The sequence below is a fragment of the Nocardioides sp. genome (genome assembly GCF_964229035.1).
Classification (GTDB): Bacteria; Actinomycetota; Actinomycetes; order Propionibacteriales; family Nocardioidaceae; genus Nocardioides.
This window is the reverse complement of sequence record NZ_CAXRAZ010000026.1, coordinates 26,820-41,500: the sequence shown is the minus strand read 5'-3', so window position 1 is coordinate 41,500 and position 14,681 is coordinate 26,820. Positions and strand designations below refer to the sequence as shown.

General features: G+C 72.7%; 17 protein-coding genes. 6 read left to right on the top strand and 11 right to left on the bottom strand.

Going from position 1 to position 14,681, the window contains the following annotated elements; all coding sequences use genetic code 11:
* Window positions 1–92: 92 nt before the first annotated feature.
* Window positions 93–764, top strand: coding sequence for an alpha/beta fold hydrolase (locus ACERUN_RS08415; protein WP_370289443.1), 672 nt, complete (start codon window positions 93–95; stop codon window positions 762–764).
* On the opposite strand, the gene ACERUN_RS08410 is transcribed toward ACERUN_RS08415, so the two are convergent.
* A complete protein-coding gene (locus ACERUN_RS08410; RefSeq protein ID WP_370289442.1) occupies window positions 733–966 on the bottom strand; it encodes a hypothetical protein in 234 nt (77 codons plus the stop codon). The genes ACERUN_RS08415 and ACERUN_RS08410 overlap by 32 nt on opposite strands.
* Window positions 967–1,145: 179 nt before the next feature.
* Here ACERUN_RS08410 and ACERUN_RS08405 point away from each other — a divergent pair, with 179 nt between their 5' ends.
* Together ACERUN_RS08405 and ACERUN_RS08400 are read left to right on the top strand one after the other, a co-directional pair.
* A complete protein-coding gene (locus ACERUN_RS08405; protein ID WP_370289441.1) occupies window positions 1,146–1,436 on the top strand; it encodes a DUF1778 domain-containing protein in 291 nt (96 codons plus the stop codon).
* The gene (locus ACERUN_RS08400; RefSeq protein WP_370289440.1) at window positions 1,433–1,936 is read left to right on the top strand and encodes a GNAT family N-acetyltransferase; all 504 of its coding nucleotides are present in this window, start codon (window positions 1,433–1,435) and stop codon (window positions 1,934–1,936) included. Before ACERUN_RS08405 ends, ACERUN_RS08400 begins: the two co-directional genes overlap by 4 nt.
* Before the next feature lie 50 nt (window positions 1,937–1,986).
* Here ACERUN_RS08400 and ACERUN_RS08395 read toward each other — a convergent pair whose 3' ends face one another.
* The 6 genes from ACERUN_RS08395 to ACERUN_RS08370 form a co-directional block, all read right to left on the bottom strand.
* Window positions 1,987–2,430, bottom strand: coding sequence for a Tad domain-containing protein (locus ACERUN_RS08395; protein WP_370289439.1), 444 nt, complete (start codon window positions 2,428–2,430; stop codon window positions 1,987–1,989).
* On the bottom strand, window positions 2,427–2,846 hold the full coding sequence (locus ACERUN_RS08390; protein ID WP_370289438.1) for a hypothetical protein: 420 nt from the start codon (window positions 2,844–2,846) through the stop codon (window positions 2,427–2,429). The genes ACERUN_RS08395 and ACERUN_RS08390 overlap by 4 nt, the downstream gene beginning before the upstream one ends.
* Window positions 2,847–2,908: 62 nt before the next feature.
* Window positions 2,909–3,295 carry a TadE family protein gene (locus ACERUN_RS08385; protein ID WP_370289437.1) on the bottom strand — a complete coding sequence of 129 codons (387 nt, stop codon included), beginning with the start codon at window positions 3,293–3,295 and terminating at the stop codon, window positions 2,909–2,911.
* 221 nt (window positions 3,296–3,516) lie between these two features.
* Window positions 3,517–4,443: a type II secretion system F family protein gene (locus ACERUN_RS08380; RefSeq protein ID WP_370289436.1), complete on the bottom strand. Its 927-nt coding sequence runs from the start codon at window positions 4,441–4,443 to the stop codon at window positions 3,517–3,519.
* On the bottom strand, window positions 4,440–5,306 hold the full coding sequence (locus ACERUN_RS08375; protein WP_370289435.1) for a type II secretion system F family protein: 867 nt from the start codon (window positions 5,304–5,306) through the stop codon (window positions 4,440–4,442). The genes ACERUN_RS08380 and ACERUN_RS08375 overlap by 4 nt, the downstream gene beginning before the upstream one ends.
* Before the next feature lie 7 nt (window positions 5,307–5,313).
* Window positions 5,314–6,618: a CpaF family protein gene (locus ACERUN_RS08370; protein WP_370289434.1), complete on the bottom strand. Its 1,305-nt coding sequence runs from the start codon at window positions 6,616–6,618 to the stop codon at window positions 5,314–5,316.
* 456 nt (window positions 6,619–7,074) lie between these two features.
* Between ACERUN_RS08370 and ACERUN_RS08365 the strand changes: the two genes are divergently transcribed.
* The gene (locus ACERUN_RS08365) at window positions 7,075–7,401 is read left to right on the top strand and encodes a DUF4333 domain-containing protein (RefSeq protein WP_370289433.1); all 327 of its coding nucleotides are present in this window, start codon (window positions 7,075–7,077) and stop codon (window positions 7,399–7,401) included.
* Window positions 7,402–7,509: 108 nt separating this feature from the next.
* Here the strand turns inward: ACERUN_RS08365 and ACERUN_RS08360 are convergent, their stop codons facing one another.
* The 3 genes from ACERUN_RS08360 to ACERUN_RS08350 all read right to left on the bottom strand — a co-directional run bounded on the left by ACERUN_RS08360 (window position 7,510) and on the right by ACERUN_RS08350 (window position 11,778).
* Entirely contained in the window at window positions 7,510–7,902 is a 393-nt protein-coding gene (locus tag ACERUN_RS08360; RefSeq protein WP_370289432.1) for an SRPBCC family protein, read from the bottom strand.
* Between the two features lie 10 nt (window positions 7,903–7,912).
* Window positions 7,913–8,434, bottom strand: coding sequence for a TspO/MBR family protein (locus ACERUN_RS08355; RefSeq protein WP_370289431.1), 522 nt, complete (start codon window positions 8,432–8,434; stop codon window positions 7,913–7,915).
* A gap of 125 nt (window positions 8,435–8,559) precedes the next feature.
* Window positions 8,560–11,778 (bottom strand): lamin tail domain-containing protein, encoded by a 3,219-nt coding sequence (locus ACERUN_RS08350; RefSeq protein ID WP_370289430.1) that lies wholly within the window; start codon window positions 11,776–11,778, stop codon window positions 8,560–8,562.
* Between the two features lie 314 nt (window positions 11,779–12,092).
* Here ACERUN_RS08350 and ACERUN_RS08345 point away from each other — a divergent pair, with 314 nt between their 5' ends.
* Together ACERUN_RS08345 and ACERUN_RS08340 are read left to right on the top strand one after the other, a co-directional pair.
* Window positions 12,093–12,527, top strand: a complete 435-nt coding sequence (locus tag ACERUN_RS08345) for an SRPBCC family protein (protein WP_370289429.1) — start codon at window positions 12,093–12,095, stop codon at window positions 12,525–12,527.
* Between the two features lie 11 nt (window positions 12,528–12,538).
* Window positions 12,539–14,059: a cryptochrome/photolyase family protein gene (locus ACERUN_RS08340; RefSeq protein WP_370289428.1), complete on the top strand. Its 1,521-nt coding sequence runs from the start codon at window positions 12,539–12,541 to the stop codon at window positions 14,057–14,059.
* A 13-nt stretch (window positions 14,060–14,072) separates the two neighbouring features.
* On the opposite strand, the gene ACERUN_RS08335 is transcribed toward ACERUN_RS08340, so the two are convergent.
* Window positions 14,073–14,681, bottom strand: a complete 609-nt coding sequence (locus ACERUN_RS08335; protein WP_370289427.1) for a MazG nucleotide pyrophosphohydrolase domain-containing protein — start codon at window positions 14,679–14,681, stop codon at window positions 14,073–14,075.

Here is a 14,681-nt window from a genome sequence, read left to right as displayed (position 1 = left end):
GGACCCCGAATGTTTCGCCGGTGCGGCGCGCTCGGTTACGAACGCTCGACAGCACTCCCCGGTGCGTTTCGGGCGCCCTAGGCTCGCGGCTCGTGAGCCATCCCCTGCACCCCCGCCTCGTGCTCGTGCACGGCACCGCCACCACCCCGACGATCTGGGACGACGTGGTGCCCCTGCTGCGCGCCGCCGGCTGCGAGGTGGTCGCGCCCGAGCGCCCGCGCACCGGCGACCTGACGCGGGAGCTCGCGTGGCTGGCCGATCTCTCCTCGGGCGCGTGGGTGGTCGGGGTCAGCGGCGGAGCGACGCTGGGGCTGGCCGCCGCCTGCGCCGGCCTGCCGCTCGCCGGAGCCGTGCTGCACGAGCCGGCTGTCGGCTCGCTCGTGCCCGACCTCCTCTCCCCCGTGGCCGCGGCCTTCGCCGAGGGCGGCACGGCCCGGCTCGGCTCGGTGCTCTACGGGCCGCGATGGTCGCTCGGCAGCGGTCCCGAGGGGGACGACGCCGTCACCGCGCGCGAGCTGGCGATGTTCCGCGGCTTCGAGCCTGCTCCCCTGCCTGCGACTGCAGGGCGGGTGCTGGTGACCTACGGCGGGCTGTCGCTGCCGGTGCGGGAGGCGGCCGCGGCGGCCGCCGGCGGGATGGGCGCCGCGGTGCGCGAGCTGGAGGGCGTGGGGCACCTGGCCCCGGTCGAAGACGCCGCGGGGTTCGCGGGCGTCGTCCTCGGGTGGGTGGCGTCTAGTGCCGAGGGTGGGCCGATCGCTTCCTGAGGGCAAGAGCCGGTAGCCACCAGGCGAGCATGATGAGGCCTGTCCCGGCGTACAGCCACACCCGCACAGGATCGGACGGCGGGGTCAGTGCAGCCGCGCCCAGGAACGCCGCGGCACTGGACGCGATCACCAGGTCGTAGCTGGCGCGCCAGAACGCGAAGCCGGCGAAGATCGTCCACCCGGCAACAGCGGCGATCACCACGGTGCGCAGAAGGCCGTCGGTCTCGACGGTCGCTGCCGTGCGGCACTCCCCACGGAGCGCGAGCGCTCGGCAGCATCGTCGCACCGTTCCTGGTGACCGGGGGCGGGTTCACCTGCGTGCTCTGGCGACGGATCTGCTGTGACCGTCGGCGGTGCGTACAACGGGCGTACACTGTACGCATGACCACCGCCCCTGAGGACGCCAGCCGCAAAGAGGCCCGCCTCGCGGTGCGCCTCACCGCCGAGCAGAACGCTCTGATCCGTGACGCTGCGGCAGCGCGCGGGCAGACGCTGACGCAGTTCGTCATGGCCGCCGCCGTCGCACGCGCGGAGGACACACTCGCTGATCGCCGCCTGTTCCGACTCGACGACGCGGCCTGGACGACGTTCACCGCCATCCTCGATCGCCCCGCCGAGAAGATTCCAGAACTGACCGACCTGCTTCATCGATCCGCCCCCTGGGACACGTGAGTCCTCAACGGCCTCGACCGATCGCATCGGGCGACCGGACAGCCGGCTTCGACTCGGGCGAGGAGTCTCTCGACCGCTATCTCGTCGATCGCGCTCTGACCAACCACCTGAACGACCTGGCGCGCTGCTACGTCACCGTCGATCGCGGTACCGACAGGGTGCTCGGCTACTACACGCTGTCGGCCGTCGCGATCGCGCGTGCGGACGTCACCGGCAGGGCGCGACGCAACGCGCCGGACCCGGTCCCCGCGGTGCTGCTCGGACGTCTCGCGGTCGACATCTCAGCCCAGGGATCCGGTCTGGGGAAAGCACTCGTGCGCGACGCGATCCTCTCCACGCTTGCCGCCGCCGACACGATCGGCGTCCGCCTGCTGCTCGTGCACGCCCTGCACCAGGCCGCGGCCGACTTCTACGCCGCCCTGGGGTTCCGGCCCTCGCCGACCGATTCGCTGCACCTCTACCTGCTGCTGGCCGACGCCCGGAGTTCGTTGCTCCCCTGAGCCGCTCGACGATCGGCGATCCAGCTCGTCCGCCCCGACAGCGCCGGGAGCTACTCGAAGTCGGGATCGACCGCCGCCGAGCCGACCGCCCCGACCTGCGGCCGCGAAGGTGCACCCGGCAGCTCGATCGGCAGGTCCAACGGCGCCGAGAGCCGGACGACGACCCGGCGCCCCTCCACGCGCACCTGCGCCCGCAGCCCCGGGTGGGCGCGGGCAGCGCCGACATCCCGCAGATAGGCGTTGACCGCCCGCTCGACATCGCGGCGCAGCACGGGCAGGTCGCGTTCGTCGTCCAGACCTTCGGTGTAGACGGCCGTGCCCTGGGCGCCGAGATCGGCACCCTGCAGCGCAGCACCGTCGGCGAGGGTGTCAAGGCGCTGACGCATCAGGTAAGCGGCGCTCGCATCGACCACCGCACCGATCAGCAGCAGCAGGAGCGCCATGAAACCGACCACCAACGGCGCCGAGCTCCCCCGCACCCCAAGCCGCCTCATCGGGCGTCACCGCCGTCGCCGGTGACCTGCAGGAAGCGGCCGATCGGCACCGTGTGCTCCGAGCGCAGCGCGAAGCTCGGTGCACCCGACCCCAGCACATCGGGCAGCAGCGGCAGCCGCACCGCCGAGCGCAGCCGCACCGTGATCACCGACGTGCCGCTGTGGCACGTGCGCGGGAACGGGGTGCACGAGACCTCGACGTCGAGCGGTGCGTCGTCCAGACCCTGATCACCCAGCGCCTGCCGCGCTGCCGCAGCCGCCCGCTGCTCGCCAGTGGCGTCGTCGGGGGCCAACGCGAACGCGCGAGCCGCAGCGCGCGAGGCCGCGCTCACACCGAACGATCCGCGCTGCACCTCGAACACCGACAGCAGCACCCACACCAGCGGCAGGAGCAGCAGGATGCTGAGCCACACCACCTCGACGATCCCGCTCCCCCGCTGCGAACGCCACCGCCACCGCCTCCACCTCTGCTCCCGCGTCATCGCGGCAGCTCCTCGACCGCCCGGCCACGCACGGTGAGTTCCACCCCCGGCCCGCCGAGGCCGAGCGCGGGCACCTCCGCGTGGACGACGACCTCCACCCCCGGAGCACCGCGCACCGCGACCCGACGCACGTCGACATCGCGCGCGAACCGTCCGGCGAGGGCTCCGGAGATCTGCTCGCGCGTGCGACTCAGCCCCGCACCCGGATCACGGTCCGCGGTGGCGGCGTAGCGGGCGCCCTCGGACGCCGCCGCGGCCAAGGTGGCGCGCACGTGCAGCACCAGCGCCAACTGCACGATGCCGAGCACGACCGGCACCAGGATCATCACGACGAGCACGAAGTCGACCAGCGCCGACCCGCGCTCACCGCGCCTCCGACTCACCGCACCGTGGCGAGCGCCGACTGCAGCAGCCCGACCAGCTGCGGCTGAGCGATGCCCCACAGCGCCATGCCGATGCTGAGCGTCATGACGGTCACCATCACCCAGCCTGGCACGTCTCCGCGCTGATCGGTGAGCGCTGACGCCCATCGACGGCGGAGAAGTCCGGGGCGGCGGATGCGCTGGTCGTTCATGGTGGTTCCTTCCCGAGAGGTTGAACGAGGTCAGTAGCTGAGGGAGAGCCCGATGAAGCCGGGCCAGAACGCGAAGAGCACGGTCACGGGGAGGATCAGGAAGACCACCGGGATCATCATCACGACCTCCTTGCGCGCGGCCCGCTCGATGAGGTCGCGTCGTCCTGCCTCGCGGACGTCGGCCGCCTGGGCGTGCAGGACGTCGGCCAGCGGCGTGCCTCGCTCGACGGCGACCGCGACGCCGTGCGCGAAGCGGGCGACCACCGGCAGGCCGGTGGTGGCGGCGAGGCGGTCGAACGCGTCGGTGACCGGCTCGCCGGTGCGGATGCGTGCCAGCACACCTGCGAGGTCGCGGGAGAACTCCCCGCCGCTGCGCCGCACGACGCGGTCGAGCGCGGCGACCGGCCCCTCGCCGGCTGCGACGCTGAGGGCGAGCAGCTCTGCGACGGCCGGCAGCTCGGCGACGATCGCGGCCTCGCGCGACTTCACCTGCGAGGTGAGCCGGTTCTCGCGCAGCAGCACGCCCGCGACGAAGGCCCCGACGCAGGCGAGCACCGGGGTGACCGGGTCAGGGCTGCCGGTGATCGATCGGAGGAGGCCCCACGCCACCGCCGCGAGGAGCCCGGAGAGCCCCCAGAGCACCTGCTGCACCCGGAAGTCCTGGACCGTCATGTTCAACCCGGCGCGCAGCAGCCGACGCCGGATGGAGACGCTGCCGCCGAGCACCTGGTCGACCAGATCGGCCGCCCTGCGCAGCGCCGGCGTTGCGAGCGCCCCGACCCGCCCACCGGGGACGACGCTCGCCGACCGCGCCCGATCGGGATCGAGGTCGCGCAGGTAGGGCACCACACGGATCTGCAGCGCCGGACGCCGCAGCTCAGCGACCCGGGCGACGACGATCCAGCCACCGACCGCGCCGAGCAGCCCGAGCAGACCGCCCCAGACCGGCGACGTCATCGCAGCACTCTCCGCTCAGCAGGCAGCCTCCCGAGGCGCAACATCAACCGGTAGGCGACGACGCAGCAGGCGGCACCGACGACGAGCACGATGGTCCCGCCGGTCGACTGGTACCGCGCGATGACGCTCGGCTGCGTCGACATCACCAGCAGAACGATCCACGGCGCGGCCGCCGCGACACGGGCGCCGTTCACCGCCCACGCCTGACGGGCCTCGAGCTCGGAGCGGGTGCGGAGATCCTCGCGCAGGTAGCCCGAGAGGTTGCGCAGGAGGCGTCCGAGCTCGCCGCCCCCGACCTCGCGCGCGATCCGGATGCCCTCGACGACACGGTCGCCGACCGGGTCGGAGAGTCGTGCCTTGAGCCGGTCGAGGCAGTCGCCGAAACGGCCCGACACCTGGTAGTCCAGCGCGAACGCCTCGAAGGCCGGCCGCAGCGCGTCCGGGCCGCGGACGGCGAGCGCAGCCACGGCGTCCGGTAGCGACATACCGGCGCGGACGGCGGACGCGAGGTCGTCCACCGCCTCGGGCCAGACCTCGGCGAACTCGCGGCGGCGCCGCCTCGCCCGACCTCCGAGCACCGCGAAGGGCAGGTAGGAGGCGGCCGCGCCCGCGACGACGCCGATGGGCAGGACGCCGGTGGCACCGGCGGCGACGATCAGCGTGAGGGATCCGGCAGCGGTGCTCAGCGCCAGGAAGGAGCGCGGGGCGACGTGAGCCAGACCCGCCTCACCGAGCCTCCGCTCGACCAGTCCGGGAGATCGCGGCGCGGGCGCTTCGTCGTCCACGCTCGCCGGTGGACGACGCAACGCCGTCCAGATCAGCAGCAGCCCGACACCGACGCCCAGGCCGACGAGTGCACCCACGCCGCGGTCACCTGGCCTCGTTGAGGAGCCGCGCGACGTCGATGCCGAGGCGGGCGAAGCGCTCCGGTCGGGGCGGGAGCCCGAGGCTGCGGGTGAGGCGGCCCTCGCGCCACTCGAAGATCGGCTCCGTCTCGATGACGTCGCCCTCGATGCGACCGGGAACGGCGACGATCTCGACGACGCGTCGCATGCCGCCGGGGTCGAGCGCCAGGTGGACGACGAGGTCGACGGACGCTGCGACCGTGGGGACGACGAACTTCGAGCTGATGTTCTCCCCTGCCAGAAGCGGAAGAGTGCACATCTTGGTGAGCGCCTCCCGGGCGCTGTTGGCGTGCAGGGTGCACATGCCGGGGAGCCCCGAGTTCAGGGCCAGCAGCAGGTCGAGACACTCCTCGGCCCGCACCTCGCCGACGATGATCCGGCTCGGCCGCATGCGCAGCGCCTCCTTGACGAGGTCGCGCAGGCGGACCTCCCCGGTGCCTTCGAGGCCCTCCTGCCGGGTCTGCATGGCGACCCAGTCAGGGTGGGGGAACCGGATCTCGAAGACCTCTTCGGCCGAGATGATCCGTTCGCCGCCCGGCACCGCCCCGGCCAGGCAGTTGAGCATCGTGGTCTTGCCGGCCTGGGTCTGACCGGTGACGAGGATGTTGAGGCCTGCCTTCACCGACGCCTCGAGGAAGCGCGCAGCGGGCGCCGTGAGCGAACCCATCTCGACCAGCTGCTCGAGCCGCGCGGCGCGCACCACGAACTTGCGGATGTTGACCGCCGAGAAGCCGCGCGAGATCCCGGACAGGACGACGTGGAGTCGATGTCCCGCCGGCAACATCGCATCGACGAACGGTCTGCTGAGATCGATGCGGCGCCCGGTCGACTTCAACATCCGCTCGATGAGGTCGGCCACCTGCGCCTCGCTGAGCACGATGTTGGTCAGCTCGTGCCGACCAGCCCGCGCGATGAAGACGCGGTCGGGAGAGTTGATCCAGATCTCCTCGATCGAAGTGTCGTCAAGTAGCGGCTGCAGGGGCCCCAGGCCCGCGACCCGCGCCATCACCTCCCCCACCGTCGCAGCCACGTCGGCGAGCCCCGCGACCGCGCCCGTCAGCGCACGCTCGTCGTGCGCGAGGACGACGTCGCGCACGATCACGCGGACGTCGTCCACCTGGCGCTGCGGGTCGAGACCGGCCGAGCGCACCTGTTCGCGCGCCTGCGCCTCGAGGGCGTCGAGCACCGGACCGGGAGGCAGTGGCGGGGTGGTCGGCGGTGCGGCCGAGGAGGCGGGCAACGGCGGGCGGGCAGGGATGACGGCGGACACGGGCGGCCTCCTTCCCGAGATGACTGAGGCGTCCGAGTGCCAGCACGGTAAGTCGGCGTCGCGAGCGCAGACCACCATCTGCGGATGGGCTGTGGACGGGTGCGCTCGTCGCAGCGGCGGGCCGGCCAGCTGATGTAACACGTCGTCCACCCGACTGGTTGCCGGAAGTCAGGCGCCGACGGCCCAGAATCGACCCTCAAGCGACTGAATCGAGCCAGGTAGACGGGTGGACGGCGTGTTACATGTCGCGGAGGCGAGGGCGGCGCGCGGCGCGCGGCGCGCGGCGCGCGGCGTGCTGGCCGCTGGCCACCGAGCGGGCGCGGGGACGAACGTCCCGTCGCAGGCCGCGCATCCGCCTCAGGGTCAGACGCACGAGCGGAGGGTCGGGCGGAGCCGAACGAATGTGAAAATCCGGATCCACACACCTGGCGCGGGCGGATCTGCTGAGATTTCCCGGTGCAGATTCGTATCAAGACGGGCGCCGTCGCCCTCGCATTCGCCGCCACCGCCGCCCTGACCGCCTGCAGCGCCTCGGTCGAGGTTGGCGGCCCCGACACCTTGAAGCAGGCCGACGTGGAGGAGACCGTCGCTCAGAAGTTCGAGGAGCAGACGGGTGGCACGGCCGACGAGGTCAGCTGCCCCGACGACCTCGAGGCGAAGGCCGACGCCAGCATGACCTGCGACCTCACCTCCGGTGGGGAGACCCAGCAGGTCAAGGTGACCATCACCTCGGTCGAGGACGGTAAGGCGCAGTACAACATCGAGTCGGTCGTCCCCGAGTGAGCCTCGTTCCGCTCGCCTGACCCGACGCACCTGTGCCCTCACGAGGCCGCGCCGCCCGACCATCTTGCGGGCGTCGCGGCCTCGACGGCTTCCGGGGGCGCCGCCGGTTCAGCGCACCGCGCGGCGCAGCGCCCACCGCGCCACCGGCGCGTACCCGGCCGCGAGCGGCAGCGGGAGGTGGAGCTTTACCCAGGCGCGCGAGCCGTGGCCGCCGGCGACGGGGTCGACGCCGTGGTCCATCGTGATCGAGGCGGGGCCGACGCCGACACGCCAGGTCCAGCGGCGGGTGCGCTGGTCGACGTCCACGATCTCGAAGGGGATGCGCACCAACCCCGGCCCGTGGACGACGCCCCGCACCCCGGCCTCGATCGGCTGGTCACCGGCACGCCCCTCCACCGTCACGCGGCGGATCTGCGGTGCCCACTGCGACCAGAGTTCAGGACAGGTGTAGCGGCGCCACACCTCGTCCACGTGGGCCGCACCGACGGCCTCGACCTTCACCGGTCGGCCGTCAGTTGAGCACGACGACGCCGGCGTTGAGCGCCGTGGCGAAGCCGACCCAGGCCAGGTACGGCACAAGCAGCCAGGCGGCCGCCTTCGACGTGCGGGCGAACACCACGATCGTGGCGACGACAGCGACGAGCAGCGCAACGATCTCCACGAGCGCGACGCCGCGCAGCTCCCAGGCGAAGAAGAGCGGGGTCCAGGCCAGGTTCAGCACCAGCTGCACCGCCCAGACGGTGACGGCCGGGCGCCCTCCCCCGCTGCGCCAGGCCAGCCAGCCGGCGATGGCGATCATCACGTAGAGCACGCCCCACACCGGGCCGAACACCCACGACGGCGGGGCGTAGGGCGGCAGGTCGAGCGCGGCGTAGGTCTCCCGCGAGGACGACGCCGCCAGCCCGCCGACGCCGGAGACCACGGCCACCGCCAGCACGAAGGGCAGCAGCATCAGCAGCCCGCGGCCGCCTCGGGCCGTCGCCGGGGTGGCGGAGGCGCGATGGGAGGTGCGGGTGGAGGTGGGGGCGCTCATGCCTCCATGGTGCCCGCGGGGCGGTGGCGCAGACGCCCCCGTCGTCCGCAGGAAGGGGCCGGCCCCCGGACCGACGTGGGTGGTGTCGGGCCGGGGGCCGGCAGGTGCCGCTGTGGCGACTGGGGTCAGCGGGTGATGCTCACCTTCACCGCGTCGCTGTGGACGACCGTGCTGCCGGGCTGCGCGATGCGCAGTCGGTAGAGCCAGCCGTCGCGCGCGAGGAGCGCCTTCTCGGTGTAGGCGGAACTCAGACCGGTGAGCACGCCGCCGGTGTTGCGCCACGTGGTGCCGCCGTCCGAGCTGACCTGCCAGCGCAGCTGCGGGGCAGGGTCGGCGTCGACCACCGCGTTCAGGGCGAAGGTCGTGCCGGCCTTCACCGTGACCGGTTCGGGCTGGGTGATGATCGAGACGGGCCGGACCGGGATGGTCTTCACCAGCGCCGTGCGACCGACACCGGCGGCGTTGACCGCGGCCACCGTGAACGCGTAGGCGCGCCCGTTGGTGAGGCCGGTGGCGGTGCAGGTGAGCGGGGCGCCCGCCGGCACGAGGCACTCGGTCGTGCCGGTGGTGGCGGTGAGGCTGTCGAGACGGGTCACCACGTAGCCGGTGACCGGCGCCGGACCGTTGGCGAGCGACGGAGCCGCCCAGCTGAGGCTCACCGTGCCGTCGCCGCGCACCGCCGTGAACTTGGCCGGGGCCCGCAGCAGGCGCGACACGCTCAGCGTGGCCGACTGCGAGGTGGCCGAGCCCTTCTCGTTCGAGACGACTGCGCGGTAGCGGTAGCCGTTGAGGTTCGCCTTGCCGATGACCGTGAGGGTGGTGGAGGTGGCGCCGGGCACCGTCGTCCACGAGGTGGTCTTGGGTGCCTGCTGCTCCCAGCGGACGACGAGCGGCGCGGTGCCGGCGGCGTCCACGGTGAAGGTGGCCGTGCGGTCGTCCATCACCGAGGCGTCGACCGGCTGGGTGGTGATCGACGGGGCGATGATCGGGTCGCAGGTGATCGTGCCGGCGCGCAGCGAGTAGCCGTCGGTGTCACCGTCGTCGGTCCACACCACGCGCTTGGAGCCGTTGTCGCAGCGGCTGCGGGGCGCGATGGCGAGGCCCTCGTTGTTGAGGTTCGCCATGCCGACCGGGCGGTCGTAGGCCTCGGCCACCGTGAAGGTGCCGCTGGCGAGCGAGAGCAGCGAGAACTTGCCGTTGCAGCTGTCGTCGCACAGCGCCCACAGGCGCTGGCGCTCGGGGTCCCAGGTGACGTCCATGACCGACGCGGGGCCGGCGTTGGTGAGCAGCTGCGGGTCGGCGGTGGCGATCAGGTGCGCCTGCTCCTGCACGGCGGAGGTCTGGTCGAGGGCGAAGAGGTAGAGCTTGCCGGTGCCCTCGACGCCCACGACGTAGAGGCCGGAGCCGTGTGCCGGGTAGTCGGCCGGCCGGTAGGCCTTGCCGGTGGAGGAGTCGATCAGACCGCCGGCGGTGAGCACCGAGTCGGGGATGAAGGTGACACCCTCCAGGCCCAGGTTGGCGCCCACGGTGGGCAGGAGGGCGTTGAGGTTCCACTCGTCGGTGGCGTTCATCGACGTCTCCGGGTCGTAGCGCAGCACGGTGTTCTTGCTGATGCCACTGGCGGCGTTGTTGCGCTCCGAGGCGAGGTAGACGGCGCCGTCGTGGCCGATGGTGATGCCCTCGGTGTCGGGGTTGCCGGTGCCGTCGGCGTAGCGGGGGGTGCGACCGGGCGAGTAGCCGGGCGCGGGCACGTAGCCGTCACCGCTCTCGACCATCTTGACCAGCGTGCCCGCCTTGTTCTGCGCGATCCAGAGCACGGAGGGGTCGGCCGGGTCGAAGACGGCGCCGGAGGCGTCCTGGCCGAAGGTGTCGATCGGGTCGACCGTGCGCACCAGCTGGGAGCCGGGCCAGGGCTTGGTGGCCAGGCCGGGGCAGACGTTCACCGCGCCGCGGGTGGGGCGTGCGGTGGTGGCGAAGGCGCCCACGCCGTCCTGGCAGCGGCCGAGGGTCTGGGTGGAGTCGGCGGTGTAGGCGACCGCGTCGATCCCCTTGCCGGTCGCGTCGTTGAGGCCGATCGTCTCGGCGCTCGCGAGGCCCTCGGGGGCCTCCACGACGAGGTAGCCGTTGGCGGGCACGGTGGACCCGGCCGGCAGCGCGGCGAGGGCCGGTCCGGCGGTGCGGGTGACCTGCCAGCCGGCGACGTCGACCGGGGCGCCGGAGAGGTTGACCAGCTCGACCCACTCGCTCTGGTCGGCAGCGCCGGCCGCCGGGGCCGACTCGACCTCGTTGAGGCGGATCGGGCTGCAGGCGTTCGCGGTGCCGCGGGTCGGCGTCGTGGTGGTGCGCCACTCACCGGAGCCGTCGGGGCAGCGGCCGTAGGTGGTGGCGGCGTGCGTCGTCCACGCGTAGGTGTCGACGACGGTGGTGCCGTCGGCGAGGTAGAGGGTCAGGGAGTCGGCGACGCCGAGGCCGAAGCCCGGCGGCGGGAACTCGGTGTAGAAGGCCGCGATCTGCCCCGGCGCCAGGGTGGTGTTCGCGGGGATGAGGACGGCGGGGTTGGTGGCGCCGTTGTCGCGCAGCTGCCAGCCTCCGATGGCCACCGGCGTCGTGCCGGTGTTGATGAGCTCGAACCAGTCGCCGACGACGTCGCCGTTGGACTCGATCTCGTTGAGCCGGACACTCGGCAGCGCCGGCGGCGGGGTGACGGGGCCGGCGCTCGGCTTGCCCGGCGGGTTGCCGCCGAGGGTGCTCGTGCCCGGCGAGCCGAAGAAGCCGCCCACCGACTTCCACGAGCCCTCCGCGTCGTTGAGCGTCGAGAGCGTCCAGGTCGCCGGCGTGGGGTCGGCCAGCGCGGCCTTGGTCGGCGCCCAGGCGCTGGCGACGTCGGTGCGCGGCCCCTGGGCGGGCACGGCCTGGTCGTTGTAGGTGAGCCGGTCGACGAGGTTGTTCGCCGCGTCGTAGATGTTGATCTCGTCGGAGCGACCGAGGTTCTGGTTGTTGGAGCCGGCGATCTTGATGCGCGCGGGCAGGTCCCACTCGGTGCGGAAGGCATCGGCGCCGACCTCGGTGATGAGGGCCGACTCGCCGGGCGCCAGGGTGCCGATCGAGCCGATGGCGAACGAGCCGGGGGTGCGGCTGCTGTCGTCGAAGCTCCAGCCGGTGAGGTCGGCGGCGGCGTCGCCGACGTTGGTGATCTCGGCGAACTCGGAGCCGTTGTACTCGTACTCGGTGATCTGGACGTCGGCGGAGGCCGCGCGCGCAGGCGCGGCCGGACCGAGGACGGCCGGGGCGAGGCCGCCGGCGAGGGCGGCGGTGGCCAGCACGGCGAGCGGACGGGACACCACGGGGCGCGAGCCCGGGGGTGTGAGGGAGCGGCGTAGACGCACGGGAGCAGTCCTCGAGGAGCGGGCCGGACCCGAGCGCCGGCGGAGCGGGCGTGACGACGCCGTCGCTGCGCGCCGCGGCACCAGCAGGAGAGCGGGAGCAGCAGGAGCCGGAGGGAGCAGCGTCGGCGTCGCACCGAACCCTCCTGCTCCTCGGGAAAATTCAGATGAACCGCTCCCGAATCCGGCGCCAATTGCGGTTGCACGGTCGCCGCCGGACGACTGCGGCCCTCGCGACCCGGTTGCCGCAGCCGCCCGCTGGCTACTGTCGAAGCATGCTGATCTCCCGCACCGTCGAGACCTCCGCCTCCCCCGATGCGGTCTTCGCCTACCTGAGCGACTTCACCAACACCACCGAGTGGGACCCCGGCACCGTGGAGACCTCGCTCGTCTCCGGCGACGGCGGCGTCGGCACGGTCTACCGCAACGTGAGCGAGTTCAACGGCCGCAAGACCGAGCTCACCTACACGGTCGTGCAGCACAACGCGCCCACCCTGTTCGTTCTCGAGGGCACCAACAAGACGGTCAACGCCACCGACCGCATGGAGATCGCGCCCCACGGCACGGGCACCAAGGTCACTTACAGCGCCGAGTTCAAGTTCAAGGGCATCGTGAAGCTGGCCGTGCCGTTCCTCGGCGGTGCCTTCAAGAAGCTGGGCGACGAGGCCGAAGAGGGCCTGCGCGACGCCCTCGCCAAGCTCCCCGCCTGAGCCAGCCGGCCGTGAGCTCCGCCGTCCGCTGGATCTTCGGCGACCAGCTCGGGCCGCACTTCGTCGACGACCACCGCGGCCCCCTGCTGATGGTGGAGTCGCGAGCCGTGTTCGCCCGGCGCCGCTACCACCGCGCCAAGGCGCACCTGATCCTCAGCGCCATGCGTCACCGCGCCGCGGAGTTCGGCGACCGGCTCACCTACGTGCGCACCGACGGCGGCTACGCGCAGGCGGTCCGCGAGCACGTGGGCCAGCGGTCGGTCGAGGTCGTGCACCCCACCACGTGGGCCGCTCGCCGCTTCGTCGACCGCCTGGCCGACGACGGCCTCGACCTCACCGTGCTCGACGCCCGCGGCTTCGCCACCCCCCGCGCCGACTTCGAGCGCTGGGCCGAGGGTCGCAAGAGCGGCCGCCTGCTCATGGAGGACTTCTACCGCCGCGCGCGGCAGGCCCACGGCGTCCTCATGGACGACGGGGAGCCGGCCGGCGGCCGCTGGAACTTCGACCACGACAACCGCGAGTCGCCGCCCAAGGGCGCGACCACCCTCGGCGTGCCCGAGCCGAGGTGGCCGAGTGAGAGCGACATCGACGCCGAGGTGCGCGCCGATCTCGACAAGTGGGAGCGCGACGGCCACGTCGAGTTCATCGGCCGCGACAAGCCCCGCCTCTTCCCCGCCACCCGCCGCGAGGCGCTGGCGATGCTCGACCACTTCATCGCCGAGCGCTTGCCCCTCTTCGGGCGCTTCGAGGACGCCGTGCTCGAGGGCGACCCGTGGATGGCGCACTCGCTGGTGTCCGCACCGCTCAACCTCGGCCTCGTGGAGCCGCTCGAGGTGGTGCGTCGCGCGGAGGATGCCTACCTGGCCGGCGACGCCCCGATCGCTGCCGTGGAGGGCTTCGTGCGGCAGGTGATCGGCTGGCGCGACTACGTGTGGCACCTCTACTGGAACCAGGGCGACGACTACCGCCGCCGCAACGAGCTGGACGCGCGCGAGCAGCTGCCGAAGTGGTTCGCCGAGCTCGACGCGAAGGCCACCGACGCCCGCTGCCTCAGCCACACCCTCGACCAGATCGCCGAGCACGGCTGGGTGCACCACATCCCCCGCCTCATGGTGCTCGGCTCCTACGCCCTGCAGCGCGGCTGGGCGCCCGAGCAGGTCACCGACTGGTTCCACCGCGCGTTCGTCGACGGCTACGACTGGGTGATGGTGCCCAACGTGGTGGGGATGTCACAGCACGCTGACGGCGGCGTGATGGCCACCAAGCCCTACACCTCGGGCGGTGCCTACATCTCCTCGATGACCGACCACTGCAAGCCCTGCGCCTTCGACCCCAAGAAGCGCACCGGCGAGAACGCCTGCCCCTTCAGCGCCGGCTACTGGTGGTTCCTCGACCGCCACCGCGCCCGCTTCGAGCCCAACCACCGCATGGCGCGGGCGGTGAAGGGCCTCGACCGGCTCAAGGACCTGAACGAGCTGATCGAGCAGGAGGATGCCCGGGGCAACCGGCCGCCCACGGTCGGCCGCTCCTGACGTTGCCGCAGCCTCAGAGCCGGGCGCGGACGGCGTCGCGCAGGGCCTGCTCGGGGTCGACGCCGGCGCGGCGGGCGTCGTCCACGAGGGCGAGCAACCGCTCCCCGATCTCGGACGACGCCGGGTCGGGCGCCGCGGGGGTTCCGGCGCGCTCGAGGCGGGCGAGCACCTTGTCGGCGTAGACGAGGGCCGAGAGGGTGGGGCCGATGCCGTCGTCCGCGCGCTCGCGGGGCTTCTCCTGCGCCTTGATCCGCTGCCACTGGGCGTCGACCTCGGCGGCGTCGAGATCCCCGGCCGCCGCGCCGGCCTCGGCGCTGAAGACGTGCGGGTTGCGTCGGATCATCTTGTCGGTGATGCCGCGGGCGACGTCGTCCAACGTGAAGTCGCCGCGCTGCTCGGCGATGACGGCGTGGAAGACCACCTGCAGCAGCAGGTCGCCGAGCTCCTCGCCGAGGTGGGAGAAGTCGCCGCTCGCCTCCCCCTCGTCGATGGCGTCGACGACCTCGGCGGTCTCCTCGAGCAGGTAGCGCACGAGGGAGCGATGGGTCTGCTCGGCCTTCCACGGGCACTCGGCGCGCAGGCGCCGCATGACGGCGGCGAACTCGGCGACCGGGTCGGTCAC

Coding starts and splice junctions, on each gene's coding strand:
- ACERUN_RS08405 (WP_370289441.1), top strand. CDS start 1,146: ATGACCACCGCCCCTGAGGACGCCAGCCGCAAAGAGGCCCGCCTCGCG.
- ACERUN_RS08395 (WP_370289439.1), bottom strand. CDS start 2,430: ATGAGGCGGCTTGGGGTGCGGGGGAGCTCGGCGCCGTTGGTGGTCGGT.
- ACERUN_RS08355 (WP_370289431.1), bottom strand. CDS start 8,434: ATGAGCGCCCCCACCTCCACCCGCACCTCCCATCGCGCCTCCGCCACC.
- ACERUN_RS08345 (WP_370289429.1), top strand. CDS start 12,093: ATGCTGATCTCCCGCACCGTCGAGACCTCCGCCTCCCCCGATGCGGTC.
- ACERUN_RS08380 (WP_370289436.1), bottom strand. CDS start 4,443: ATGACGTCGCCGGTCTGGGGCGGTCTGCTCGGGCTGCTCGGCGCGGTC.